At 38.5% G+C, this 24,392-nt stretch carries 22 protein-coding genes and 1 pseudogene; 14 read left to right on the top strand and 9 right to left on the bottom strand.

Annotated features, from left to right (window positions below; all coding sequences use genetic code 11):
• Positions 1–84: 84 nt before the first annotated feature.
• Positions 85–2,706, bottom strand: a complete 2,622-nt coding sequence (locus AMET1_RS02255; protein WP_086636860.1) for a valine--tRNA ligase — start codon at positions 2,704–2,706, stop codon at positions 85–87.
• Between the two features lie 63 nt (positions 2,707–2,769).
• Complete coding sequence (locus AMET1_RS02250) at positions 2,770–3,591, bottom strand: MBL fold metallo-hydrolase (protein ID WP_086636859.1); 822 nt, start codon at positions 3,589–3,591, stop codon at positions 2,770–2,772.
• 262 nt (positions 3,592–3,853) lie between these two features.
• Between AMET1_RS02250 and AMET1_RS02245 the strand changes: the two genes are divergently transcribed.
• Genes AMET1_RS02245 through purF form a run of 3 tightly spaced genes read left to right on the top strand, consistent with a single transcriptional unit; the run spans position 3,854 to position 5,677 of the window.
• On the top strand, positions 3,854–4,087 hold the full coding sequence (locus AMET1_RS02245) for an LSM domain-containing protein (RefSeq protein ID WP_086636858.1): 234 nt from the start codon (positions 3,854–3,856) through the stop codon (positions 4,085–4,087).
• Positions 4,088–4,099: 12 nt separating this feature from the next.
• The gene (locus tag AMET1_RS02240) at positions 4,100–4,279 is read left to right on the top strand and encodes a 50S ribosomal protein L37e (protein ID WP_086636857.1); all 180 of its coding nucleotides are present in this window, start codon (positions 4,100–4,102) and stop codon (positions 4,277–4,279) included.
• Between the two features lie 15 nt (positions 4,280–4,294).
• Positions 4,295–5,677, top strand: a complete 1,383-nt coding sequence (purF, locus tag AMET1_RS02235) for an amidophosphoribosyltransferase (protein ID WP_086636856.1) — start codon at positions 4,295–4,297, stop codon at positions 5,675–5,677.
• 224 nt (positions 5,678–5,901) lie between these two features.
• On the opposite strand, the gene AMET1_RS02230 is transcribed toward purF, so the two are convergent.
• A complete protein-coding gene (locus AMET1_RS02230) occupies positions 5,902–7,098 on the bottom strand; it encodes a RuBisCO large subunit C-terminal-like domain-containing protein (RefSeq protein WP_086636855.1) in 1,197 nt (398 codons plus the stop codon).
• Positions 7,099–7,203: 105 nt separating this feature from the next.
• Between AMET1_RS02230 and AMET1_RS02225 the strand changes: the two genes are divergently transcribed.
• From AMET1_RS02225 to AMET1_RS02185, 9 genes are all read left to right on the top strand, one after another.
• A complete protein-coding gene (locus AMET1_RS02225; RefSeq protein ID WP_086636854.1) occupies positions 7,204–7,812 on the top strand; it encodes a class I SAM-dependent methyltransferase in 609 nt (202 codons plus the stop codon).
• Positions 7,813–7,815: 3 nt separating this feature from the next.
• The gene (locus AMET1_RS02220) at positions 7,816–8,745 is read left to right on the top strand and encodes a ribbon-helix-helix protein, CopG family (protein WP_086636853.1); all 930 of its coding nucleotides are present in this window, start codon (positions 7,816–7,818) and stop codon (positions 8,743–8,745) included.
• A gap of 115 nt (positions 8,746–8,860) precedes the next feature.
• Complete coding sequence (locus tag AMET1_RS02215; RefSeq protein ID WP_201721241.1) at positions 8,861–9,430, top strand: hypothetical protein; 570 nt, start codon at positions 8,861–8,863, stop codon at positions 9,428–9,430.
• 190 nt (positions 9,431–9,620) lie between these two features.
• Positions 9,621–11,105: a phytoene desaturase family protein gene (locus AMET1_RS02210; RefSeq protein ID WP_086636852.1), complete on the top strand. Its 1,485-nt coding sequence runs from the start codon at positions 9,621–9,623 to the stop codon at positions 11,103–11,105.
• A gap of 137 nt (positions 11,106–11,242) precedes the next feature.
• Positions 11,243–12,745 carry an aldehyde dehydrogenase family protein gene (locus AMET1_RS02205; protein ID WP_161490724.1) on the top strand — a complete coding sequence of 501 codons (1,503 nt, stop codon included), beginning with the start codon at positions 11,243–11,245 and terminating at the stop codon, positions 12,743–12,745.
• Positions 12,746–12,748: 3 nt separating this feature from the next.
• Positions 12,749–13,345: a methyltransferase family protein gene (locus tag AMET1_RS02200; RefSeq protein WP_086636850.1), complete on the top strand. Its 597-nt coding sequence runs from the start codon at positions 12,749–12,751 to the stop codon at positions 13,343–13,345.
• 12 nt (positions 13,346–13,357) lie between these two features.
• Complete coding sequence (locus tag AMET1_RS02195; protein ID WP_086636849.1) at positions 13,358–14,821, top strand: phytoene desaturase family protein; 1,464 nt, start codon at positions 13,358–13,360, stop codon at positions 14,819–14,821.
• 248 nt (positions 14,822–15,069) lie between these two features.
• Positions 15,070–15,768 (top strand): ABC transporter ATP-binding protein, encoded by a 699-nt coding sequence (locus AMET1_RS02190; RefSeq protein WP_086636848.1) that lies wholly within the window; start codon positions 15,070–15,072, stop codon positions 15,766–15,768.
• The gene (locus AMET1_RS02185; RefSeq protein WP_086636847.1) at positions 15,765–16,988 is read left to right on the top strand and encodes an ABC transporter permease; all 1,224 of its coding nucleotides are present in this window, start codon (positions 15,765–15,767) and stop codon (positions 16,986–16,988) included. Before AMET1_RS02190 ends, AMET1_RS02185 begins: the two co-directional genes overlap by 4 nt.
• A gap of 201 nt (positions 16,989–17,189) precedes the next feature.
• On the opposite strand, the gene AMET1_RS02180 is transcribed toward AMET1_RS02185, so the two are convergent.
• A complete protein-coding gene (locus AMET1_RS02180; protein WP_086636846.1) occupies positions 17,190–17,924 on the bottom strand; it encodes a hypothetical protein in 735 nt (244 codons plus the stop codon).
• 109 nt (positions 17,925–18,033) lie between these two features.
• Between AMET1_RS02180 and AMET1_RS08120 the strand changes: the two are divergent.
• Positions 18,034–18,219 (top strand): annotated as a pseudogene (locus tag AMET1_RS08120) (RNA-guided endonuclease TnpB family protein); the annotation flags it as partial.
• Positions 18,220–18,304: 85 nt separating this feature from the next.
• On the top strand, positions 18,305–18,709 hold the full coding sequence (locus AMET1_RS02170; RefSeq protein ID WP_086636845.1) for a pyridoxamine 5'-phosphate oxidase family protein: 405 nt from the start codon (positions 18,305–18,307) through the stop codon (positions 18,707–18,709).
• 572 nt (positions 18,710–19,281) lie between these two features.
• Here the strand turns inward: AMET1_RS02170 and AMET1_RS02165 are convergent.
• The 5 genes from AMET1_RS02165 to AMET1_RS02150 all read right to left on the bottom strand — a co-directional run bounded on the left by AMET1_RS02165 (position 19,282) and on the right by AMET1_RS02150 (position 24,382).
• The gene (locus AMET1_RS02165; RefSeq protein WP_161490723.1) at positions 19,282–19,992 is read right to left on the bottom strand and encodes a phosphatase PAP2 family protein; all 711 of its coding nucleotides are present in this window, start codon (positions 19,990–19,992) and stop codon (positions 19,282–19,284) included.
• Positions 19,993–20,202: 210 nt separating this feature from the next.
• Complete coding sequence (locus AMET1_RS02160; RefSeq protein ID WP_086636843.1) at positions 20,203–21,270, bottom strand: uroporphyrinogen decarboxylase family protein; 1,068 nt, start codon at positions 21,268–21,270, stop codon at positions 20,203–20,205.
• A gap of 275 nt (positions 21,271–21,545) precedes the next feature.
• A complete protein-coding gene (locus AMET1_RS02155) occupies positions 21,546–23,762 on the bottom strand; it encodes an amino acid permease (RefSeq protein WP_086636842.1) in 2,217 nt (738 codons plus the stop codon).
• Between the two features lie 207 nt (positions 23,763–23,969).
• Positions 23,970–24,134, bottom strand: a complete 165-nt coding sequence (locus AMET1_RS07860) for a hypothetical protein (protein WP_161490722.1) — start codon at positions 24,132–24,134, stop codon at positions 23,970–23,972.
• Positions 24,131–24,382 (bottom strand): hypothetical protein, encoded by a 252-nt coding sequence (locus tag AMET1_RS02150; protein ID WP_143406808.1) that lies wholly within the window; start codon positions 24,380–24,382, stop codon positions 24,131–24,133. Before AMET1_RS02150 ends, AMET1_RS07860 begins: the two co-directional genes overlap by 4 nt.
• Positions 24,383–24,392: the final 10 nt, after the last annotated feature.

The following is a 24,392-nucleotide window of genomic DNA, read 5'->3' as shown; positions in this document are numbered from 1 at the left end:
TAAATATGGTGTCTATATTTTTTAGGTAATATAAGTATTAAGGGGTTTGTGGGTTCCGGAACCATTTTTGGTTCCGGTTGTTTTTTAGTTTGTTTTTGTGTTTTTTGTTAGTGCTATTGTCATGTTGTCTATCTCTAGTATGTCGATTTCTTTACCTTCTGAGGTTGGTGTTTTTATGAATTCTAGTGCTTCTTCTTTTATTTCGATGGTTTCTCCGTTTATGTCTAGTTTGAGGTATCCGTTTTCTATTTTGTTGTTGATTTTTTGAGGGGGTTTTTGTTTTATTGTTTGGGTTATTTCTGGTGCTTTGTCTTTGAATTTTGGGCCGATTATTGACATGTCTGGTTTGATTTCCACTAGTTTTTTGTTGAATTGGGGTTGTTTTTGGGTTATGTAGAGTTCTTTTGCCCATACTGTGTTGGATATGTCTTTTTTGTTGTTTTCTATGTATTTTGGTGAGTTGTATATTTCTATTCTATCTATTTCTTCGTTTAGTGGTATTCCGTTTTCTGATTTGTATCTTCTTATTGTGCTGATTATCTCTTTGAGTGTTTCGCCTTGTTTTTCTATTTTACTGTCGAGTTCGATTTCTAGTGGTGTTGGGTATTGGGTGTTGTGTATTGTTGTTTGTTGGTATTGTTGGTATGCTTCTTCTGTGAAGAATGGGGCGAATGGTGCTAGCATTTTTATTACGGTGTTTATTGAGTGGTACATGGTGTATTCGGCGGCGTAGTCTTTTTCGCTGTATAGACGCCATTTAACCATCTCTAGGTATTGGTCGGCGAGGTCGTTCCATAGGAATTCTCTGGTTTTTTCTACGGCTTTGTTGAATTGGTAGTTGTTCATGTGTTCGGTTACGGTTTCTATTGTGTTGTTGAGTTTGTGTATTATCCATTTGTCTGTTAGTCGGAGGTTTGTTGGTTTTGTGTCGTGGTTGTCTGCGTTTAGGTTTAGTAGTGTGAATCTTAGGACGTTCCATGTTTTTCTTAGGAATCTTGAGGATGCTTTAACGTCTTTCCATCTGAATTGTATGTCGTTTCCGGGTGCTCCTCCTATGGCGGCCCATAGTCTGAAGGCGTCGGCGCTTTCTTTTTCGATTACTTCTTCTGGGGCTACGATGTTTCCTAGGCTTTTGGACATTTTGTTTCCGTCTTCACCGAATACCATTCCGTTGATTAGTATGTCGTCCCATGGTTTTTGATTTGTTAGTGCTTCTGATCTTAGTATGGTGTAGAATGCCCATGTGCGTATTATGTCGTGTCCTTGGGGTCTTAGTTGGGTTGGGTGGTAGTTTTTGTGTTTTTGGTTTGGCCAGCCGATTATCTGTAGGTTTGATATGGAGGAGTCCATCCATGTGTCCAGGACGTCTTCTTCTGGTTTTAGGTCTGGGTTTTCGCAGTCGCATGTTTGTTTAGGTTTTGTTTCTATGGGGTTTATCGGGACTTCGTCTTTGTCTGCTAGTATTGTTTCGTTGCAGTTTTGGCAGTACCATGCTGGTATTGGTGTGCCGAATATGCGTTGTCTTGATACACACCAATCCCACTCCATTTTCTCTACCCAGTCTTCTAGCCTTAGGTACATGTGTTGTGGTATCCAGTTGATTTCTCTGGCTTTTTCTTTTATTTTTTCTTGTTTTACTTTAACGAACCATTGGTTTTCGGATAGTATCTCTATTGGTGTGTCGCATCTCCAGCATACTCCTACGCTTTGTTTTAGTTTTTCTTTTTTGATTAGGATGTTTTCTTGGTCGAGTTTTTTGGTTATTGCTTTCCTACCTTTTTTTACGTCCATTCCTTTGAATTCGTCTGCTGCTTCGGTTAGACGTCCTTTTTGATCTATTCCTTTGATTAATGGTAGGTCGTGTTTCATCCACCACCTTACGTCTTGTTTGTCTCCGAATGTGCAGATCATTACTGCTCCTGAACCGAACTCTTTGTCTACGTTTTCATCTGCTATTATTTCGACTTCGTTTCTGAATATTGGTACTGTTGTGGTTAGGCCGATTAGTTCGCTGTATCTTTCGTCTTTGGGGTGTACTGCTACGGCTACACATGATGGTAGTAGTTCGGGGCGGGTTGTTGCTATCTCAAGTGGTTTTTCTTTTTGTTTTAGGGGGAACTTCAGGTAGTTTAGTTGTGTTTCACGATCGACGTGTTCTACTTCAGCGTAGGCAATTGCGGTTTCACATCGAGGACACCAGTTTACTGGGTGTTCACTTTTGTATACATAATCGTTTTCAGCCATCTCTAAGAATGACCGTTGTGTGTTACCCCAGTACTCGGGGTCCATCGTTATGTATTCTTGGTTCCAGTCTATGCTGAACCCGAGGTCTTTCATTGTCTGTTTCATTTTACCGATGTTTTCTCGGGTTAGCTCCATGCAGTATTCGCGGAATTTTTTTCTGGAAACCATCGATTTGGTGATGTCTCTGGTTTCTTCAACCTTTACTTCGGTTGGTAGGCCATGGCAGTCCCAGCCTTGTGGGAACATAACGTCATACCCGGCCATCCGTTTATATCTAGCTACAAAATCTATGTAACACCAGTTTAAGGCGTTACCTACATGGAAATTACCTGTTGGGTAGGGGGGTGGTGTATCTATTATGTATTTCTTTGCTCCACTGTCTTTGAATTCGTATACACCACTCTCCATCCAGTAATCGTATTTACTTTCCGCAGTCTCTGGGTCATATTGCTTTGGAATCATATGGATGCCTCATTAATATTGATATGAATAATTTAGTTTTTAACAGTTTTTAGGTCGTTTTTATTAGATGGCTTTAAAATCGATTAACTTACTTTGTCTTTTGGTTGTTTTTATTTCTTTTTCAACAACTACCTTCATGAAGTCTTCGGCTGCAATTGTATCTACATCGGTTTCGCCTTGAACAATACATGCTTGTTCTTCAACACCTGATTCTAGCATGTTGTATCCGAAATGAGTCATTATAGCTATCTCTGGCTGTACCTTGGAGATTAGTTTTATTGCTTCATTTGTTGAAAGGTGGTAGTTTATATCTGAGTTTAGGGGTCGGGTTACGTTCATGATTAAAACCCGCACTCCTTTTAGTTTATTTGGTAGTTTATCGAAGTAGGTTGTATCGCCGGTGTAGCCGATATCGCCGTTTGGTGTTTCAACCCTGACTCCACAGCTAGATGGGTCGGAATGATGGACCTTGAAGGATTTGATTTTTACTTTGTTTTTTAGTTCAAAAACCAGGTCATTATCCAATACCTTAACATCTCCAGCCATATCTCGGTGGTATTTAGAGATTACAGGACCGTAGCCATCGATTGTTTCAACACCACTCTTACTGCTCAATAACACACCTCTGTCACGAGTTCCAGCTTTTGTCATGGCTTCTATTAAGGGTTCAACATCTGTGTAGTGATCTGGATGTGCGTGTGATAAAACGATGGCATTTAGAACTATTGGAGATAAACCTAATTGGTTTGAAAGGAGAAGCGCTCCAGGCCCTGGATCCAGATGTATGTAGTTGTCAAAACCATCTATTCTAAATCCACCGGTGAACCTCTTTTGAAACATTGTTGTAAAACGGCCGCCACCGGTTCCTAGAAACCTGATCTCCATGAAAAATACCTAACAAAACTAAGACCCAGATGTTATTAAAATCTATTATAGGGTGGGAATGATGCTGTGGTTTTGGGTTGGATAGTGATTTTGTTTTGTTTTTTCTGGGTTTTTGGTTGTTTTTTCTAAACACCAATCTATAATTATTAATGATGTATTTTATGTGTTGAATGAGTTTTATTGGGAAATTTATAAGTGGACTGGAGATTAGAAACTAACATATTCGAAATATTCTAAAAACACTTTCGAATTCTAATTAAACATGGAGGATAATGTTTTGAGTGACAACAGACCACTTGATATTTTAAACGAATCGATTGGATCACCAGTAATAATCCGCTTGAAAAGAAACAGAGAGTTCCGTGGTACGCTTCAAGGATACGATGTTCACATGAACGTTGTTTTAAAAGATGCCGAGGAATTAAGTAACGAAGAATCACAACAACACGATACACTAATAGTACGTGGAGATAATGTTGTGTATATATCACCCTAAAGGAGGTTGAAAATGGGAAAAGGAACACCATCATTCGGTGGTAGACAAAAAAAACTTCACGTAAAATGCAGAAGATGCGGAAGCAAATCCTACCACGTAAGACAGAAAGTATGTGCCTCATGTGGCTTCGGAAAATCCAAAAAAATACGAAGCTACAACTGGCAAAACAAAAAAAATGGAGAATATAAATAACAAGATGGTCTAAAAATGCACGATGAATGCGGCGTCGTCGGAATAACATCCACAGAAAACCTACCACTAAAAATATACTACGCACTCTACTCCCTACAACACAGAGGACAGGAATCAGCAGGAATAGCAACATACAACAACGGAATGAAACTACGGAGAGGAATGGGACTAGTCCCAGAAGTATTCACCGAAGAAGACATAAACCAACTAAACGGAAAACAAGGAATAGGCCACGTAAGATACACAACATCCGGAGACACCAACCTTGAAAGCAGCCAACCCCTAATGGTAACACACCAAAAAGGAAGACTCGCAATAGCCCACAACGGACACATAACAAACTCAATGGAAATAAGACGACAACTAGAAGAAGACGGACACGTATTCTCAACAGGAAACGACACAGAAATAATAGCACACCTAATCTCCAAACACCTAATAAAAACCGATGACATAACCAACGCACTAAAACGATCAATGAAAAAACTAAAAGGATCATACGCCCTAACAATACTAATCAAAGACAAAATAATAGCCGTCAGAGACCCACACGGAATAAAACCACTCTGCATAGGAAAACACAAAAACGGATACATCATAGCATCCGAAAGCGCTGCAATAGACACAATAGGCGCCGAACTAACAAGAGACGTAAACCCAGGAGAAATCATAACAATCCAAAACAAAAAACTCAAATCACACCAACTAACCAAAAAACAAAACGCCCACTGCTTCTTCGAACACGTATATTTCGCCAGACCAGACTCCATAATGGACGGCAAATCAAACTACGAATGCAGACTACAAATAGGCCGAAAACTAGGAGAAAAATACCCCGTACCAAACGCAGACCTAGTATCACCAGTACCAGACTCAGGAATAACATTCGCCATAGGCTACGCAGAAACCTCAAACCTCGAATACGCCGAAAGCCTAATGAAAAACAGATACGTCGGCCGAACATTCATAATGCCAAACCAAGGAATGAGAGAAGACGCAGTAAGACTAAAACTAAACGCAGTAAAATCAAACGTCAAAAACAAAGAAATAGTACTAGTCGACGACAGCATAGTAAGAGGCACAACATCAAAAAGGATAATAAAAATACTCAAAAAAGCCGGAGCAAAAAAGGTACACCTAAGAGTCGGAGCACCAAAAATAATATCAACATGCCACCTTGGAATCGACATGGCAGACAAAAACAAACTAATAGCACACAACGCAACAACCAAAGAAATAAAACAAAAAATAGGAGCAGACAGCCTAAAATACATCAAAATAAACGAAATGCTCGACGCAATGAACATAAACAAAAACAAACTCTGCCTAGGATGTCTCAACGAAAAATACCCAGTACCAAAACAAAACACAAAAACACTACAAACAAAAATAGAATAAAACCAAAAAACCCAAAACCAGATTCCCTAAATAAAAAAAATAATCAATACTTGTTTTTTATGGCATGGATCTATACCTGTGACATCCTTTTCTAACTAGAGATAGGTCTACGCCTTAGAGATATAGAGATACACAGGAAGTTTATAGTGTTAAGTTTTTTGTTGTCTTGTTTTGTTTTGTTATCTTTTTAGTTAAGAAGACCCTTTCCTCCCGAACGAAGTGAGTTAGGGAGGGGTAGTTGACTTTTCCCAGTGGTTTAGTGCTGTTTTCAGTTCTTTGTGTGTTTCTGCGTATTGTTTTGTGGGTATTTTTTTTGTCCAGGCGTCTATTGCTTGTTTCATTGCTTTGGCTCCTGCTTGTGTTCCGTCTGGATGTCCGTGTATTCCACCGCCTGCTTGTACTATGCAGTTTTCTCCATATCCATCTAGGTTGTTGGCGACTAATCCGGGGTGTATTCCTCCGGATGCTACGGGTAATACGTTTTTTAGTCCATGCCATTCGGTTGTTAATGCTTGTTTACATGCATCGATTTCTTTGGTGTTTCCATGCATTTTTCCATGGTAACTACCTGTGTGTAGTTGTGTTCCTCCGCAGAGTCGTACTAATTTTGAGATGGGTAACATAGATATTCCGTGTTTGGGGTTTCTTGTCATTGCTGCATGCATTGTTCTGTGTACGTGGACGGGTACGTCGACTGCGTTAGATATCATTTTTAATGCTGAGTATCCGGTTGTTATAACGTCAACCATAACCATGTTGGCGCCGTGTTCAACTGCATTAACTGCTCTGTCAACTATTTCATTGCAGCTGGAGGTTATGTTTACTGCGTAGAATGTGTTTCCATGCCCTTCTTCTTTTGCTTTATCCAGCATCTCCATTACATTGACGACTCGATCGATATAGCCACAGAAATCTTGGTTTGTGAGGGTTTCGTCATCTTTAATTAGGTCTACACCGCCGATTGCTGCTTCATATGCAACTTTGGAGGTTTCTTTGGGTGAGAGACCGACTTTAGGTTTTACGATTGTTCCAACTAAAGGCCGGTTTTCCGCGTCAACGAATTCTTTAAGGTCTTTTATGTTATGTTTTGGGCCAGAATACATTTTGACTGCTTTTTCTGGAAACTTTAGGTTTTCGAGTCTTACGTTTTTTAGTTCAGATAATCCGAATAGGTTACCGGCTACGATACTAAGTATCTGGGGAATATTATCATATTCAAATAATTTGTCGGGATAATCAACGACAACGATGTTGTTGTCTTTATCGACGGAGTCTACGGTGGCTTTAAGTTCTTTTTCTATCCAGTCGGTTGATGTATGTACTTGGGTCCAAGTTCCAACCGATTCTTCTAAGGCAATCTCCCTACCTGCCTCTACTAAAGACATCTCACTTTCAACGTAATAGGTTGCTAACAAACTCATAAATCAATATATACATAGCATCCATTTTGTATCTTCCCTTAAAAAATCGAACCATCTTTTAGTCTATAAAAACATTATTTTAAGGTAGTTATTGAGGTTTTTTTTATGGATGATAAAACAAAGGAGCATGCAGTAAGGTTCAACGAAATCGCCGATGAATATGATGAAGACCCGAGACCTGAGTATCTTGAATGTCTTAATGTAGTTGTAGGTTGTGCCGACCCAGATAGTAGTGACATGGTTTTAGATATAGGAACTGGAACTGGAGCGGTAGCTCTAAAGCTAGCTAAAAAAGCCAAGTATGTTTACGGTCGAGACATCAGTGAAGGGATGTTGGAGAAAGCTAAAGAAAAAGCAAGTGAACAAGGTGTTGATAACGTTGAGTTCGGTGTTGGAAGTTTCAATAAGCCAGATGTTGATTCGGTGGACATAATTGTTTCAAACTTTGCTTTACACCACCTAACAGATGAAGAGAAAAAAAATACTATAAATGGGTTTAGTGAACTTGGAGCTCAAAAAATAGTTTTAGGAGACCTAATGTTCTTTAAAAAACCTGATATGGAAAATCCATTCCATAAACCCGAAGTAGACGACCCAGCATATGTTGGAGAGCTTGTGCTCGCATTCACACAAGCAGGTTATTCAGTTACCAACCTGGTTAAAATACACAACGAGATAGGTGTGTTGGTAGGGAAAAAAACACCTGACCATTAACTGGTGATAGATATCAAACAAATCAATTTCAGGATACCAAGTGAGATGGACAAACAGATAGATAGCGTATCAAGTGAGTTCGGTCTATCTAGATCTGAAGTTATAAGACAAGCACTAACCATCTACTTCAACATAATTGGTGACATCGATAAACTCACAAACATCAGAGATCTCTCAAAAGAAGAGATCCAAGTAAGCCACGAAAACACCCGAGACGTCCACTTTATAAACCTAGATTCATTCAACATAAGCATAGTGATCGCAAACTCATCATCGGGAGGAATCGGCCCTAAAGAACATGACAATGTTTCAGTTAATGGAGATGTAGTTGGCAGCATAATAGCCAGAACCGCATTAATCAAAATGCTGTCAATACACGGCGAACCAACAACAATAATGCTAAACTTCTCCAACGAAATGGAAGAAACAGGAAACCAAATAATCAAGGGCGTGAGAACCGAATGCAAAAAAATTGGAATCAAAAACATAGTCATCGGACACAGCGAAGAAAACATAAAAACATGCCAGACAGGAGTATCAATAACAGCAATCGGAGTCATAGACAAAGAAAAACAAAAAACCCGAAAAACCCAGATTAAGGCGGGAGACAAAATATACTGCATAGGAAATCCAGTTGTTGGAGAAAACATACTAAACACAGACCTACCACAACTTGAAGACATCAAACTACTACAAAGAAACAAATCGATAAAAAAAATATACCCAATAGGCCATCAAGGAATAAAAAAAGAACTCACAAACCAACTCAAAGACAAAAAACACCGAATAAAATGGAAAAAAACAAATATAGACCTAAACCGATCAGCAGGCCCATCTTCAGCAGTAATAGCAATAACAAAACCAAACATCGACAAACAAAAAATCAAGAAACGAACAAGAATCCAAACAACTGAAATAGCCGAAATAACCTAAAAATATGTTTACCTTAATTTCAATTTAAGACAAAAAAACGTTTCACCCAATATAAGAAACACCTAACTGATAAAAAATACAATTTCTTTAGACAGTTTTCATTTGTTGATTCAGTTTGTCGGGAAACAACCTACTTGGACTTGGGAGTAGACTTGGAGTTCCATTTTATGGGGAGTTTTGGGATTTAATAGCTGCATGGGTAGTTTTAAGTTTAGCTTTCGCCAACCTACTTGGCGGCTTAAACATAAACTCGGTTTTAATCGCTTTATTCACAGCTGGGTTAGGTTTCGTGGTTCATGAACTTGCACATAAACTATTTGCATTGAAATTTGGTTTGGATGCCTTTTTCAAAGCAGATTTTAGGTTTCTAGTTTTCGCATTTCTACTCTCGTTTTTTGGATTTATTTTTGCAGCTCCCGGAGCAGTCTACACCCGGGGAACACGTACACCTAAACAACAACTGTTGATCAGTTCAGCAGGACCTATAACCAATCTAGGTTTAGCAACAATTTTTTTATTCATACCAGGGTTGGTTGGTTCTTACGGACAGTACATAAATGCATGGCTTGCATTATTCAACATGATTCCATTTAGTGGTTTAGATGGCGAAACAGTCTATAGGGAAAGTAAAACATTGTTCCTGTTGATTGTAATACCAGCTTTCTACTTATCCTTCCTAACATAACCTATAAAGAACAAACAAACGGTTATTATGTTGTACAAAAAATAGAGATATGGTTAGTTAAATAACGTTGTTTTTTATTTGATAGTAGGTCAATATTCTAGAGGTAACTATAGTTATTTAGGTAGTGTTTAAGAAACTATAATTATTTAGGTAGTGTTTGATAAATGAAATTTGTTAATGGAGTTGTAAAATGAGTATTGGGATTATAGGAGCCGGTCCGGGAGGCCTCTCCGCTGGAATGTTATTAGCAAACCAAGGTTTTGATGTAGATATCTACGAAAGAATGGACAAGATCGGTTCAAGAAACTCTTGCATCGAAGAAGACGGATATAGATTCGACGTAGGACCAACCTTCTTCATGATGCCTTTCATACTAGAAGAAATCTTTTCAGAATGCGATAAAAACCTACATGACTATGTCGAGATGACAGAGCTCGACCCATACTACCAACTTGTTTTTGCAGATGGACAGAAATTAAAACCTCAAAAAGACTTCACAGACTTCAAAGATTCGATAGCTGGATTATGTTCAGAAGACCGAGATGGATTCGACACATACATGGCTGACAACCAAAAAAAGATGGATAAAGTACTACCTGTGCTTCAACGGGACTATGGAAGCCACCTATCCCTACTATCAAAAGAAGTTCTCTCACTAATTTCAGTCCTTAGACCCACCACCAGTTTGTGGGACGACCTGAAAAAACATTTCTCCGATGATAGAGTTAAAGTAGCATTCACATTTCAATCAAAATACCTAGGTATGTCACCATTTAACTGCCCATCCATGTTCACCATACTACCCTACATCGAGTACAACTGGGGTATACACCACGTAACAGGTGGATTATGCAACCTCTCAAAAGCAATGGCCACAGCTTTCGAAGAACTCGGCGGTAAAATACACTTAGAAACTGAAGTAGAACAAATTCTAACCGATAAACGTCAAGCAAAAGGAATAAAACTCAAAGACGGAACTGAAATTGAGCACGATGAAGTAATAATAAACTCAGATTTCGCATGGTCAATGAAAAACCTACTTCCCAACGAGAAAAGAAAGAAATACACAGACGAAAAACTCGACAAAAAAAGATACTCCTGTTCAACATTCATGCTCTACCTAGGGATCGACAAAAAATACGAAAACCTCGAACACCACAACATATTCATCACCGAGGACTACAAAGAAAACTTCCGGGAAATCGAAAGCCAGAAAACACTCCCCAAAGACCCATCTTTCTACCTAGCAAACCCCATTAAAACAGACCCATCAATGGCTCCAGAAGGACATTCAGCAATATACGTACTTGTACCAATCCCAAATCTAAAAGCAGATATAGACTGGGATAAACAAAAACAACCATACCGAGACCTAACGATAAAACTGCTCAAAGAAAGAGCTGAACTAAAAGATATCGAAGAACACATCCAATACGAAAAAATAATCACCCCAAAAGACTGGAAACAAGAACACAACGTAGGATACGGAGCAACATTCAATCTAGCACACAACCTCAAACAAATGTTATCACTAAGACCAAGAAACAAATTCGAAGAATACAAATCAATGTGGTTGGTTGGTGGAGGAACAAACCCAGGAAGCGGCCTACCAACAATCTACGAATCAGGAAGAATAACCGCAAACCTAATAAAAAACAAATACGGCCAAAGATAAAAAAACAAAACCCGATCTAAAACAACTTAATGTACTATAATAACGCAATATACTATATAAATAAAATATAATGTATTTCGTGTTGTGCCGTAGATTTGTTGTGTGTTTTTGGATCGTTATTTTGAGGGAGATATATGTTGAAGGTTCGTTCACCTATAACAGGTGAAGTGGTTAAGGAGGTTGAGGAGGCTAGTTTTGAAGAGATTGAGCGTGCGTTCCACAGTGCCAGAACTGCTTGCCAAAGTTGGGGGGAAACGTCGGTTGAAGATCGGGTTAAGTCTATTAGAGAGATTTATAAGACGATTTTAGATGATGTTGATGATATAACTAGAGTTATATCTATAGACAACGGTAAGGTTGAGAGTGAGGCTTTGATGGCCGATATACTTCCCACTCTAGACCTAGCTAAATATTATATTGAAGAGGCTCCTGATATTCTTTCTAGAGAGAAAAGAGGTTCTCCGATATATTATCGGAAAACCAAGTCGTTTGTTGAATATACACCTATGGGAGTTGTTTCAGTAATATCTCCATGGAACTATCCGTTCCAATTGTCGATGATTCCAGTGATAACTGCCTTAACGGCCGGTAATACTGTTTTATTGAAACCCTCTGAGGTAACTCCGCTTGTGGGAGAGAAAATTAAAGAGATTATCGATAAATCAGATATTGATCAAAACCTTGTCCATGTGTTACAGGGTGGTAAAGAGGTTGGTGAGAAACTAGTTGAGATCAATCCGGATAAGATTTTTTTTACCGGTAGTGTTGAAGTTGGTAAGACGGTTATGAAGAACGCTAGTGAGAACCTTACACCATTAACGCTTGAGTTGGGTGGCAAAGACCCAATGATAATTCATAGTGATGCTGATATCGAGAGAGCTTCAACAGCAGCTGTTTATGGAGCGTTTTCTAATTCCGGTCAGACTTGCGTTTCGATAGAAAGAGTGTACGTACATAAAGATGTGAAGGATGTTTTTTTAGAAAAAGTTGTTGAAAAAACAAGTGAACTAAAAGTAGGTCATGGCCCCGACGCTGATTTAGGCGCAATAACAAAACCTGAACAAGCAGACATAATCATGAATCACATAGAAGAAGCCGTGGAAAAAGGAGCCACCATATTGTTTGGAGGGGAAAGAGAAAAACAATATATAACCCCCACCATACTCACAGATACAAACCACAGCATGAAGATCATGCAGGAAGAAACATTCGGACCAACAATGCCAGTAATGGACTACAATAGAATTAAGAAAGCGATAGAATATGCAAACGACACCAAATTTGGTTTAAACGCCAGCGTGTGGACCCAGAACACCAAACTAGCTAATAAAATATGCAGCAAAATAGAAACTGGAAACATATACATAAACGACGCTGTAAAGAACATAGGTAACCCAGAACTACCTTTCGGTGGAGTTAAACAAAGCGGTAATGGATGTTATCACGGGCCAGAAGGCCTCAAAACATTCAGCAATACAAAATCGATCATGATAAACAAAAACAAAAAACCAGAACTAAATTGGTTCCCTTACACAAAAGAGAAACAAGAAACATTGAAAACCGCGATAACTACATTCCATGGAGACATAAACCCACTTAAGAAAATAAGAAACCTAATAACCCTAATCAAAAAAACATGAAAAATGATAGACCCTACATTAAATGGATTGTTAACCCCTACACCACAACCAGTCATAGCAACATTACTAACAATAATCTGGCTACTCGAATTCGTTTTTTATCCATCAAAAAAAGACAAAAAACCACTCCAGTTCAAAGCCTCATACAACTCGATATTAACAGCAATCCTAGTATCGATAACAACATCCATATTACTAACACTTACCCAAACAACAACGAATACAGGTCGAACATTACCATTGATAAGAAACACAGGGATCTTGATATTCATTGTAGGCCTCACCATCAGATATTGGGCTCTCAACACACTTGGCAAAAACTTCAACCGAACGGTGAAAGTGAAGAAAAAACAAAAACTCGTAACTACAGGACCCTACAAAAAAACCAGACATCCTTCATACCTTGGATTAATCCTAATCGTCATAAGCATTCCACTGATACTTGGACAGATAACAGGCCTTATAATCTCAACACTCTTGATAACAACAACATTAAAATGGCGTATGGACTACGAAGAAAAAACAATGGAAAAAGCGTTAGGCAATAGATACCGAGAATGGAAAAAAAAGAGATACAGACTCATCCCCCCCATATATTAAGGAGAAATAAAAATGAAAGAAAAAGCCCTTGTAATAGGCGCAGGCCTTGGAGGCTTGTCAGCTGCTATAACACTAGCAACAGAAGGATATGAAGTAGAGATATACGAAAAAAACAGCCATATAGGTGGTAAACTAAATCAAAAAACCATTGAAGGATACAAATTCGATTTAGGACCCAGCATACTAACAATGCCCCACATATTCGAACAACTATTCGAAAAAGCAGGTGAAAACCTATACGACCACATCTCGACAACAAGACTCGACCCACAATGGAGATGTTTTTTCGAAGACGGAACACAAATCGACCTACACGACAACATAGACAAAATGGATAGCAACCCCGAAATAACAACAAAAGACGTAAAACAACTCAAAGAATACATGGATTACTCCAGAAAACTATACGAAACAGCAGAAAAAGGATACTTCAAAGAAGGCCTCGACACAATGAAAGAAGTAACAGACCACTACGGAAAGATAAACGCACTAAGAAAATTCGACTACCTAAACACAATGCAAGAAGGAATCAACAAAAGAGTCACCAACCCATACCTCCAAAACATAATGGGCTTCTTCATAAAATACGTAGGCTCATCATCACTACACGCACCAGCAGTTCTAAACATGCTACCACACATACAATACGAATACGGATTACACTACATCGATGGAGGCATGTACAACCTAGCCATAGCAATACAAAAAATACTAGACAAACACAACATACCCGTACACAAAAACGTAGAGATAACCAAACTCAAAACAACAAATAACAAAATAACACACGCCATACTCGACAACTCAGAAGAAATACCCGCGGACCTATTCATATCAAACATGGAGACAGTTCCAACATACAGAGACCTAACAAAAGACAAAGAACTCGCCACAGAATACGACAACAAATACGAAGCATCATGCAGTGGATTGGTAATACACCTCGGAGTCGACAAAGAATACCCAATGCTACAACACCACAACTTCTTCTTCTCCAAAAACCAAAAAGAACACTTCCAAAAAGTATTCAAAGAACACAAAATACCAGACGACCCAACAATATACCTAGTAGCACCAAAAAGAACAGACCCAAACGTAGCACCAGAAGGCCACGACAACCTAAAAATACTACCACACATACCACACCTAACAGACAAACCACCAACACCACAACAATACCAACAACTAAAACAAAAAGTACTCAACAAACTAGAACGAATGGGCCTAAAAGACCTACAAAAACACATAGTATACGAAGAACACTGGACACCAAGAAACATAAAAAAACTATACAAATCAAACAGAGGATCAATCTACGGAGTCGTATCAGACAAAAAGAAAAACAAAGGATTCAAATCACCCAAAAAAAGCACCAAATACCAAAACCTATACTTCGTAGGCGGCAGCGTAAACCCAGGCGCAGGAATGCCAATGGTAACACTATCAGGCCAAAAACTCCATAAAAAAATAAACTAAAACCAAACTCACAAAAAAACACCGAAACAATATGGAGGTAAATCCAAAACCCCAGTAAACACCTTAAAACAGATAACTATATATCTAAAACCGACTTACTTCAATAACTGTTAAATGAAAACCAATCTATTTTTAAAACCAATATATAATAAGTTAGAGGCTTCTAAAAACAAAACACACCAAACAGACGGCAGTAAAAACAAAATACGCGAAGTAAAACCACCAAACAATCAGCCCGGAGTATTTAGATGACAAAGCAAGCAGTCACAGCCAAAGACCTACGTAAAACATACTATTTAGGTGAACCGGTGCACGCATTAGATGGAGTATCACTAGACCTACAAAAAGGATCATACACAGCAGTGATGGGGCCCAGTGGAAGTGGAAAATCCACCTTACTAAACATCCTTGGATGTCTAGACACCATAGACAGTGGAAAACTAAAAATCAACAACAGAGACATAAGCAAAACCACACAGAAAGACCGGTCAAAAATACGAGGAAAAGAAATAGGATTCGTATTTCAAACATTCAACCTAATGCCCCGACTAACCGCAGCAGAAAACATCACACTACCCACACAATTCACCAAAAACCCCCTAAAACCCAGCGATAAAAAAATAAAAAAACTACTAAAACTAGTTGGACTACAAGAAAGAGCAGACCACAGGCCAAACCAACTGTCAGGCGGACAGAGACAGAGAGTAGCAATAGCCCGAGCCCTAGTAAACGACCCAACCCTAATACTAGCCGACGAACCAACAGGAAACCTAGACACAACAACAGGCGAATCAATAATGAACCTATTCAACCAACTGCACAGAGAAAATAGAACAATTCTACTCGTAACACACGAACCAGACATCGCAGAACACGCCGAAAAAACAATACACATGATAGACGGAAAAATCGAGTCAATCAAAACAAAAAACGGTGAACCCCAATGAGACCAATCGAATCACTCAAAATAAGCATCAGAACAATCGGCTCCCACAAACTACGTTCAACCCTAACATCACTAGGAGTCATAATAGGAATCGCAGCCGTAATCACATTCATGGTTCTAGGAGGAGGATTCTCCCAAAGCGTAACAGGAGAGTTCGACGAACTATACAGCGACGCACCAACACTACTAGTTCAAACAGAAATTCCAATCCCAGGAGGATTCGGAATAATGTACGGAACATCCCCAATATACACAGAACACGACATAAACCAGATAAAAGAAATACCCGGAGTCGACTTCGCAGCACCCTGGGGAATAATACCCACACACCAAACCACACACGGCGACAAAAAAATGACAGGAACCATACAAGTACAAGCCACAACACCCGAGATGTTCACATACGAAAAATTCATCGACGGCCAACCATTCGAACAAAAAACAAACCAAGCAGTAATAAACAACCAACTATTCAACTACTTCGGCGAAATCAAAGTAGGAGACACAATATCATACACAACAGAAAAAGGAACAACAACACTCAACATAACAGGAATAATAGAAGAAGACTTCATGGGAGTCCCACCAGCAATATACGTCCCAATAGACCCCCACTACACAATCACAGTTGACACCCCAAGAGGAACAAACGACCTAGCATACCCATTCATCTGGATCGGAGCAACCTCACTCGAAGAACTACCAACAGTAAAAGACACAGTAACACAATACCTAACAACCCAATCCGACGCAAACCAACTAAAAGGACAAGACGAAAAAATAGTCGTACAAACACTCGACGACCTAATAACACAAATAGTAGAAATAATAGACCAAATAACCATATTCGTCGTAGGAATAGCAGCAATAGCACTAGTAGTAGGAGCAATAGGAATCGCAAACATAATGATAGTAAGCGTAGTAGAAAGAACAAGAGAAATCGGAATAATGAAAGCAGTAGGAGCAAAAAACAGAGACATAATACAACTATTCCTAATCGAATCAACAATACTAGGAATAATCGGAGCCACAGTAGGCGTAATCCTAGGCCTAGCAGTAGGATGGCTCGGAACAAACCTCATGAACTGGCCAATGGTATACCCACTCGACTGGATAACAATAGCAGTAGTAACAGGCATAGCCGTCGGAATAGCCTCCGGACTATACCCAGCCTGGAGAGCCGCAAAAGTAGACCCAATAATCGCACTAAGAACAGAATAAAACCAAACAAACAGATAAAAGTAGACCCAATAATCGCACTAAGAACAGAATAAAACCAAACAAACAGATAAACTACTATGAAAAACAATAAAAAAACAAGAAATAAACTAAAAAGAAGTAAACCAGAGTGAAGTAGATTAAAAAATATATGTATAAAGTAAATTAAATGGTTGGGCTATAACGCCCAGCCAGTATTTAACTTTACTTTATGTCCTTTTGTTTTCTGTTTTTAATTAACAGTACTGCTGCTAATGCTCCAACTAATGCGATCAATGCTAGTAATACTGTAAATCCTGGTGTTTCCTCGATCTCTATCTCAACTGTAGCGTCTTCATACACAAACAACTCGTTATCGATTACTTCATCGCCTTTCTCAGCTGTTACAGTGAAAGTACCTGCGTCATCAAACGTTAGTGTCGCATTACCATGTTCATCTGTTGTTGCCTCTACACCGTTAAACCAGACTGTGGCGTTTTCAACGGCTTCGTCATCAACTGTTACATGGAACTTTAGATCTTCACCTTCAACCCAATCTTCTTCATCAGTAATTATCTCTATCTCGAGTTCAAGCAATGTAGTGTTGGTGAAAACATCCAACTCAACTGTATCATTCAAATACCCTTCCTTCTCAGCTGTTACAGTGAAAGTACCTGCGTCATCAAACGTTAGTGTCGCATTACCATGTTCATCTGTTGTCGCCTCTACATCATTATACCAAATGGTTACATCATCAACAGTTTCGTTATCAGCGGTTACATGGAAATTAATAGGCTCATCAACAACCCGATCCATCTTATCTGTCAAGACATCTAGATTTAACTCAAGCTCTTCTTCATTGTTTTCAGCTAAAACAGAACCACCGATAGCTCCAAAAGCAGCGAAAACCAACAATACAACGATACCAAACGCCAACGCTCGTTTACCATTAAAATTCATTTTCAGTTATTCCCCCTTTACTTAATATATTAGTCACTAACCAATACATATAATTAATCAATAAACTAAAAAAATAAAACTAAAAAAGTAGGACTCTAAAAAATTATATCATGCTGACTATAATGCCGGGAAGAACAATGGATTACGGTATCTCCTTCGGAACCAAACTTGAGACGATGGAGGCGCACCCATAGAAGTGCGCTTAAACAACGCGATGTTGAACGTGAACGGAGACATTTCTCCTACCTACCAGTCGGCCAGAACAGGAATCCACGCTGAAAACCCACAACTTTAGCCCGTGGCTTATCCTACAAAACCAACGGTAAATACAGAACACACAAATAGTAGATGAATATAAAGAAAAATCTAGGTGCCCAAATATGGCCGAACTAAATGAAAAACTAATTGAATTTATGGAGAACAATCCTGCAGAAATCGCAACAATAGATGAAGATGGAAATCCACATATCGCTCCAAAAGGCTCTCTAATCACAATAGATAAAGAAACAATCGCCTACGCAGAGATGTACCCCAATGGACAGACAGCAAAAAACATAAAAAACAACGGAAAAACAGCCATTTCAATTGTAGACTACCCTAACCAAAAATCCTACATGATAAAAGGAAAAACCGAACTCAAAAACAAAGGAAAAATATACGAACAAATCGTAGAAACAATAAAACAACTACCAATAGACCTACCAACACCACAATACGCTGGAATAATAACAATCAAAGAAATAATAAACCACTCAGTAGGACCCGAAGCCGGAAAAAAACTCTAAAAACCCTGCAAACACTAACCAAAAACCCCATAATCACTAATAATAAAGTGAACCTCAATCTTTTACATCGTTATAGAGAGATAAATATACAGAGTTAAAGCCATCACCAAATTTCAAAACCTGATAAAAGAAGACAAAACAAGATAAAATAAATCCAATCTACACATAAAGCCACTATCAACGATACATTACATAAATTCATAACCATAAACCAACATCACTAAAAAAACCAGTTTATAGGTATTGCGAAACCTTCTAACAACTCAATTCTCCCAAGAAGGTTTCAATAACCACACCAAAAATGTTTTTAAAACAAAATAATAGAACCAGATCCAACTATTCATAAACGATGTCAAAAAAACCTATAACAACCAACCCTACAAAACCAAACCCTACATACAATTTTTTTATTTTAAAGTTAGAGTCAGTAAAATCTATAGCCTAAAATAACAACTGGGCTTCTTAGGTATTGATTTCATAGTGATAAGGAGTATTCAACACCTATGTTCAATAAAACTAATTATATTCAGATAGAGATTGGGAACTATCTCTTTAAATGTATAGATGGGGTGTCATCCTTCTAATAGGTTCACAATAAAAGTATTTTTATAGCTGTCGTTAACCAAAGTACGCACTGAGTGTATGGTATAGAATGCAAAGAATCCAAAAAAAAGCCATAAACCCTGATAAAAATCAAAATACAATGTTGGAGCTGTCACTAAAACACCAATTAAAGAAATCAATTCAACCGCATATCGAGAGTTCTCACGAATATAATAAAGCGATAAACCAACAACCAAACCAATAACCACTCCCCCAATAACGTCACCTAAATAATGAACCCCAAGAACAATTCTAGAAAAACCAACACCAACAATATACAAAACACCCAACCCCAACCGCAAACCCCGATTCAAAACACCCGAATCCAAAACAATTAAAACAGTAAAAATTGCTACAGCAACCGCGTGACCACTAGGAAACGACCCTGAACTAAAACCAACAGCCCCCTCAAGAACAGGAACTAAAAACGAAGGCAAATCACTAAAACATACAGCCCCAGAAACACCAGGACGATCAATAAAAAACAAAAACTTCAAAGACCCAAACAAACCATACCCAACCAACAAAATAGGAATCCAAAAACCAAAACCAAAACCCCGAAAATACCTAACCAAACTGACAGAAAAAACAACATAAGAACTACCCAAATAAGAAAAAACAAGAAACACCAACCCTAACCAAAAAGGAACCAACCCAACAACACCCTCAACAAACTCCAAACTAAAAAACAACCCACCAAACATACAAACAAATAATATACACACAACCACTTAAAACAACAAACCCCAAACCACAAAAAAACAATAAAATAAAATAAAATAAAATAAAATAAAATAAAAATAGAAGTAGAGTGTGTGTGGGTTTGGTTTTTTAGGTAATCTCTATCGTTTTTTTAGGTCGGTTTTGTTGATAGGGGTTTTTTTTGTTGTCTAATATTTTTGTTTTGCGTAGTCGTGGACTGCTTTTCCCATCATATGGAAGTTTAGGGGTGGTGTGTCTACGGGTAGTTCGCATCCTGGTCCGATCATGTATCCATGGGGTGAGTGTGCGGCTATCTCTAGTTGCTCTAGACTTTTTTTGTAAATCCATTCTTCTGTTTCACTTATGAATCTAGTTGGTTCTATGCTGCCAACGATCATTGATTGTTTTCCCAGGGTATCTACAACGTCTTGTAGTGGTGTTCTGTAATCGAAGTTGATTGCGAGAGTGCCGGGTAGTTCACTGTAGTGCTTGAGGTTTTTTGTTTGGTTTCCACATGGATGGCATAGAAATCCGGGTATGCCGAGTTCTAGAGCTCTTTCCCTGAAATCGATCCAATGTGGTAAAACAAACTCTTTGAACTGGCTTGGACTTACTAGGTCGTTGGATTCAGTTGGACCTCCATCAAAAGGCATTACAACTTCTCCACCAACCTCTAACACAACCTTTAGATACTCTATCAGGAAATCTACCACCTTTTCCTGCAGTTCATGAACAGCTTCAGGCTCGTCGATTATCCACATCATCAAGTTATTGACATCTGCTATGTTTCCTGCCCAAGTGAATGGACTGCCAACAACTACTGAAACTGCATCGTAACCAGGTGGATAGTTGTCACGGACATAACGAACTCCATCTAAAATACCTGGGATCTCACCAGCCTCCCGTGGATTCGGTAACTCCAAACTATAAACATCTTCTACAGATTTGACAGGATGGTCAACCACAGCTGGAGACTGGAGATTACTTCCTTCACTAGGATACCTATACCTACCGCCAAACTCACCAGCACCCATAGAGGCATGCCCAACTAAAGGCGGCGAGTCAAAACCATACATCTCTTGAACCTTAATATATGACTTAAGAAACTTTGGCCAATCGGTATAACAATCCCTAAGCGAGAGATCATAAACCTGACGAGCTATAAAACCCATCGCAAACGAACCTATAGCAGGCCTATCAACTTCTTTACCTTTAATCAACCCGAAAATACGTTCCTTAGGAGACAAACTACTCATCTATAAAACCTCTATAAAAAGACTAACTAAACAAACTACTATAAACCTTTCTTAAAAAATAAATAATAAAAATAAGTTAATAATTCATAAAAAAAAGATTTTTTATCATGTGAATGGTAAATACAGTTAGTTAGGGTGTTTTTGTTTGTCAAATTGGTCTAGACCATTGCTTATATTTTTATCTGTTTGATTTTGTTGTTTAAATTCTTGATTTTATAGTTTTTTATTTATTTTTTATGTCGGTTTTGTTAATAGAGATCTTTTTGGTTGTTTTTTTATCTCCATATTAGGCTTTTTAGTTTTCTTATGAGTGTTTTTGGTGTTATTCGTGCGTCTCTGACCATTATTACTGTTGAGTTTGCTTTTTCTCCGATTTCTTCTTGTAGTGATCCGAATAGTGCTCCTTTTAGTCTTTGTTTTCTGACTGCTCCGATGCAGATTGTGTCGTAGTTTTCTGCTTGTTTTAGTAGTGTTTTGTGTCTATTGTTGGTTATAATTACTTTGGGTGTGTAGTCTTTTTTGTTTATACCTGCTTTTTTAGCCATTTTTTGTATTAGGTTGTTTCCAGCGGTGGTTTTGTTTGATTTTGTTGTTTCTTCGTTTTCTATTTGTACGTTGAGTAGTGTTAGTTGGCCTGCTTCTTTGTGTTTTGATAGTTCGTGTGCTCTTTTTATTGCGAGTGGGGTGTTGGGTCCTTCTCCTACGAATGCTGCTATTTCTCCTATGGTTTTTTTATCTGTTCCTGTTTTTATGACGCTGACTTCGCATTCGGCTTGTTCTATTATTGGGTCTATTTTGGTTCCTAGTATGTATTCTTTGGTTCCTAGGTCTCCTTCCCATCCGAGTACGAGGTGGTCTATGTTTTCTTCTTCTATTATGTTGGTGATGGCTTTGCTTACGCTTCGACCTAACACTGCTTTTGTGCTTAAGTTTACATCTGCTGTTTCGGCTGATTTTTTAGCTGCTTCTAGTAATTCTCTTTGTTTATCGAGTTTTTTCTCTTCGAATTCTGCTGAATGGGAGAGTGAGGCTTGTGGTGGTACAACTATGACGTTTAATGCGATTATTTCTGATTTTTCATGCATTGATGCGTTTTGAGCTGCTATCTTCATTAGCTCTTTTTCTGTTTCTGGGTTGCTTAATGGTACAAGAACTTTATAGTGTTTTTCTTCATCTTTAAGAGCTTCTCCAGACCTGACTGCATCTCCAAGTGCTCCACCAGTATCTGTCCGTCCTTTAACATAGAAGAAATACCAAGCTATACCGAAAACAGCTATTAAAACACCAACAGTTAAAACGATAGTTCCCATCTGAACTAGTATGAATAAACCGGCAACTAAACCAACTATCTGGACGTAGGGATATCCGGGTGCTTTGAATGATGGGTTGTAGAGGTCGGATTCAACGTTACGCATGACGATAAGGGAGATATGCACCAAGGAGTAGGTTACTAAGTATGCAAAACCAGCAACCTTCGCCAAGGTATCTATTCCCGCTCCAATTGAAATCAAAACGAAGATTATCGCTCCAGTAGCCAATATCGAGCGGTATGGAGTTCTAAACCTACTGTGGATTTCGTTAAACCAATTACTTAAAACCCTGTCCCTCCCCATAGCATAATTGATACGGCTGGCTGCAAGTATCGAAGAGTTAGCACTTGAAACGGTAGCAAAAATTGCTCCAACAACCATAGCAATAGTTCCAACACCACCCATATAGACAGCTGCAACATCAGCTACAGGAATCTCGGAAACAGCAAGCTCCTCAATCGGCAGTACACCAAGACTGATAAACATAACCAAAGCATAGAAAATTGTTGGAGTGATCACAGCAGCAATCATAGCAAGTGGAATATTCCTCTGAGGATTCTTAACCTCCTCCGCAATATCAGCAATAACCTCAAAACCAATAAAACTCACATATATCGTACCAACAGTCATAACAACATTGGACCAACTCTCCGGATTAAAAGGAGTCAACCTACCTAAATCAATCTGAGGAAAACCAAAAACAATGAAAACTAAAATAAGGCCAACAAGAATAGTAACAATAAAATTCTGAAGCCAACCAGCCTCACGAACACCATAGACATTAACAACTACAAGAAACCCAGCCATCAATAAAGCAGCCAGAGAAACCGACAAATCACCATAAAAAAACGCTAAATACTGGCCAAAACCAAGCATATAGAAAGCGGAAGCAAAAGTAAGACCAGCCCACAAACTCCAGCCAGCAATACTACCAAAAAGATTCCCAAGAGCAGTATTAATATAATGATAACTACCGCCAGTCTGAGGCAACCCAGTAGACATCTCAGAAAGCGACAACGCCGCCAACAAAGAAACAAACCCACCAACCAAAAAAGAAATAATACTCGCAGGACCTGCATCACCAGCCGCAATACTAGGTAATATAAACACACCCGCACCAATCATCGTACCCAAACCAATGGTATACGCCCCAATAAACCCAATATCCCTCGAAAGCTCCATTGACGAAATCTTTAGACACCTCAATTACAATTCAATACATAAAAACCCAAGACAAACAAGAACTTCTAACACTCACATTATTCCCTCTCAACAATAAAACTATTCAAAAAACCTGAAACCAAAAAATAGAATATAACTATATATTAAACATAAAATAGTGGATGGGGATTTAAAAAAAATCCCCTAAATACAGTATAGTATTATAAATTACTTGAGGTTAGCACCGAAATTTATTTTGTCATCAGAAAAAACGGCATCACAGAAAGGACAGAAATCAAAGGCCTCTTCGTTATTCCAAACAGTTCCACACTCAATGCAGATAGATCCATAGCCCATGAAAACAAAGCTTTCGTTAGGATTGTCCCCCATCACTTCATCCCCCCTATTTTCATCAAAATACGGTCATCGCTGGGATAGAGACTGTAACAAAGACCTTCATCTTCAACAATCGAACTCACCACTTCAAACTTATTCATCGATAAACTACTTCCAAACTCAACGTACACCGATTGCCCAAGAGCATCACGCTGTAAAACAATCCTAGCACCATTCCCAAGATTTTCATCAAGAGTGTTGAAAACCTCAATAGGTTTAGAAATAACTAACACCTCAGTCTCCAACACAAAAAAA

The sequence above is a fragment of the Methanonatronarchaeum thermophilum genome (assembly GCF_002153915.1).
GTDB classification, from domain to species: Archaea; Halobacteriota; Methanonatronarchaeia; order Methanonatronarchaeales; family Methanonatronarchaeaceae; genus Methanonatronarchaeum; species Methanonatronarchaeum thermophilum.
Note: the sequence above shows the minus strand (reverse complement) of the source record. Positions and strands in the feature narration are given on the sequence as shown.

Bases quoted from the DNA above. Each gene is read 5' to 3' on its own strand.
- AMET1_RS02255 (WP_086636860.1), bottom strand. From the start codon at position 2,706: ATGATTCCAAAGCAATATGACCCAGAGACTGCGGAAAGTAAATACGAT.
- AMET1_RS02250 (WP_086636859.1), bottom strand. From the start codon at position 3,591: ATGGAGATCAGGTTTCTAGGAACCGGTGGCGGCCGTTTTACAACAATG.
- AMET1_RS02245 (WP_086636858.1), top strand. From the start codon at position 3,854: ATGGAGGATAATGTTTTGAGTGACAACAGACCACTTGATATTTTAAAC.
- AMET1_RS02240 (WP_086636857.1), top strand. From the start codon at position 4,100: ATGGGAAAAGGAACACCATCATTCGGTGGTAGACAAAAAAAACTTCAC.
- purF (WP_086636856.1), top strand. From the start codon at position 4,295: ATGCACGATGAATGCGGCGTCGTCGGAATAACATCCACAGAAAACCTA.
- AMET1_RS02230 (WP_086636855.1), bottom strand. From the start codon at position 7,098: ATGAGTTTGTTAGCAACCTATTACGTTGAAAGTGAGATGTCTTTAGTA.
- AMET1_RS02225 (WP_086636854.1), top strand. From the start codon at position 7,204: ATGGATGATAAAACAAAGGAGCATGCAGTAAGGTTCAACGAAATCGCC.
- AMET1_RS02210 (WP_086636852.1), top strand. From the start codon at position 9,621: ATGAGTATTGGGATTATAGGAGCCGGTCCGGGAGGCCTCTCCGCTGGA.
- AMET1_RS02200 (WP_086636850.1), top strand. From the start codon at position 12,749: ATGATAGACCCTACATTAAATGGATTGTTAACCCCTACACCACAACCA.
- AMET1_RS02195 (WP_086636849.1), top strand. From the start codon at position 13,358: ATGAAAGAAAAAGCCCTTGTAATAGGCGCAGGCCTTGGAGGCTTGTCA.
- AMET1_RS02190 (WP_086636848.1), top strand. From the start codon at position 15,070: ATGACAAAGCAAGCAGTCACAGCCAAAGACCTACGTAAAACATACTAT.
- AMET1_RS02185 (WP_086636847.1), top strand. From the start codon at position 15,765: ATGAGACCAATCGAATCACTCAAAATAAGCATCAGAACAATCGGCTCC.
- AMET1_RS02180 (WP_086636846.1), bottom strand. From the start codon at position 17,924: ATGAATTTTAATGGTAAACGAGCGTTGGCGTTTGGTATCGTTGTATTG.
- AMET1_RS02170 (WP_086636845.1), top strand. From the start codon at position 18,305: ATGGCCGAACTAAATGAAAAACTAATTGAATTTATGGAGAACAATCCT.
- AMET1_RS02160 (WP_086636843.1), bottom strand. From the start codon at position 21,270: ATGAGTAGTTTGTCTCCTAAGGAACGTATTTTCGGGTTGATTAAAGGT.
- AMET1_RS02155 (WP_086636842.1), bottom strand. From the start codon at position 23,762: ATGGAGCTTTCGAGGGATATTGGGTTTATTGGGGCGTATACCATTGGT.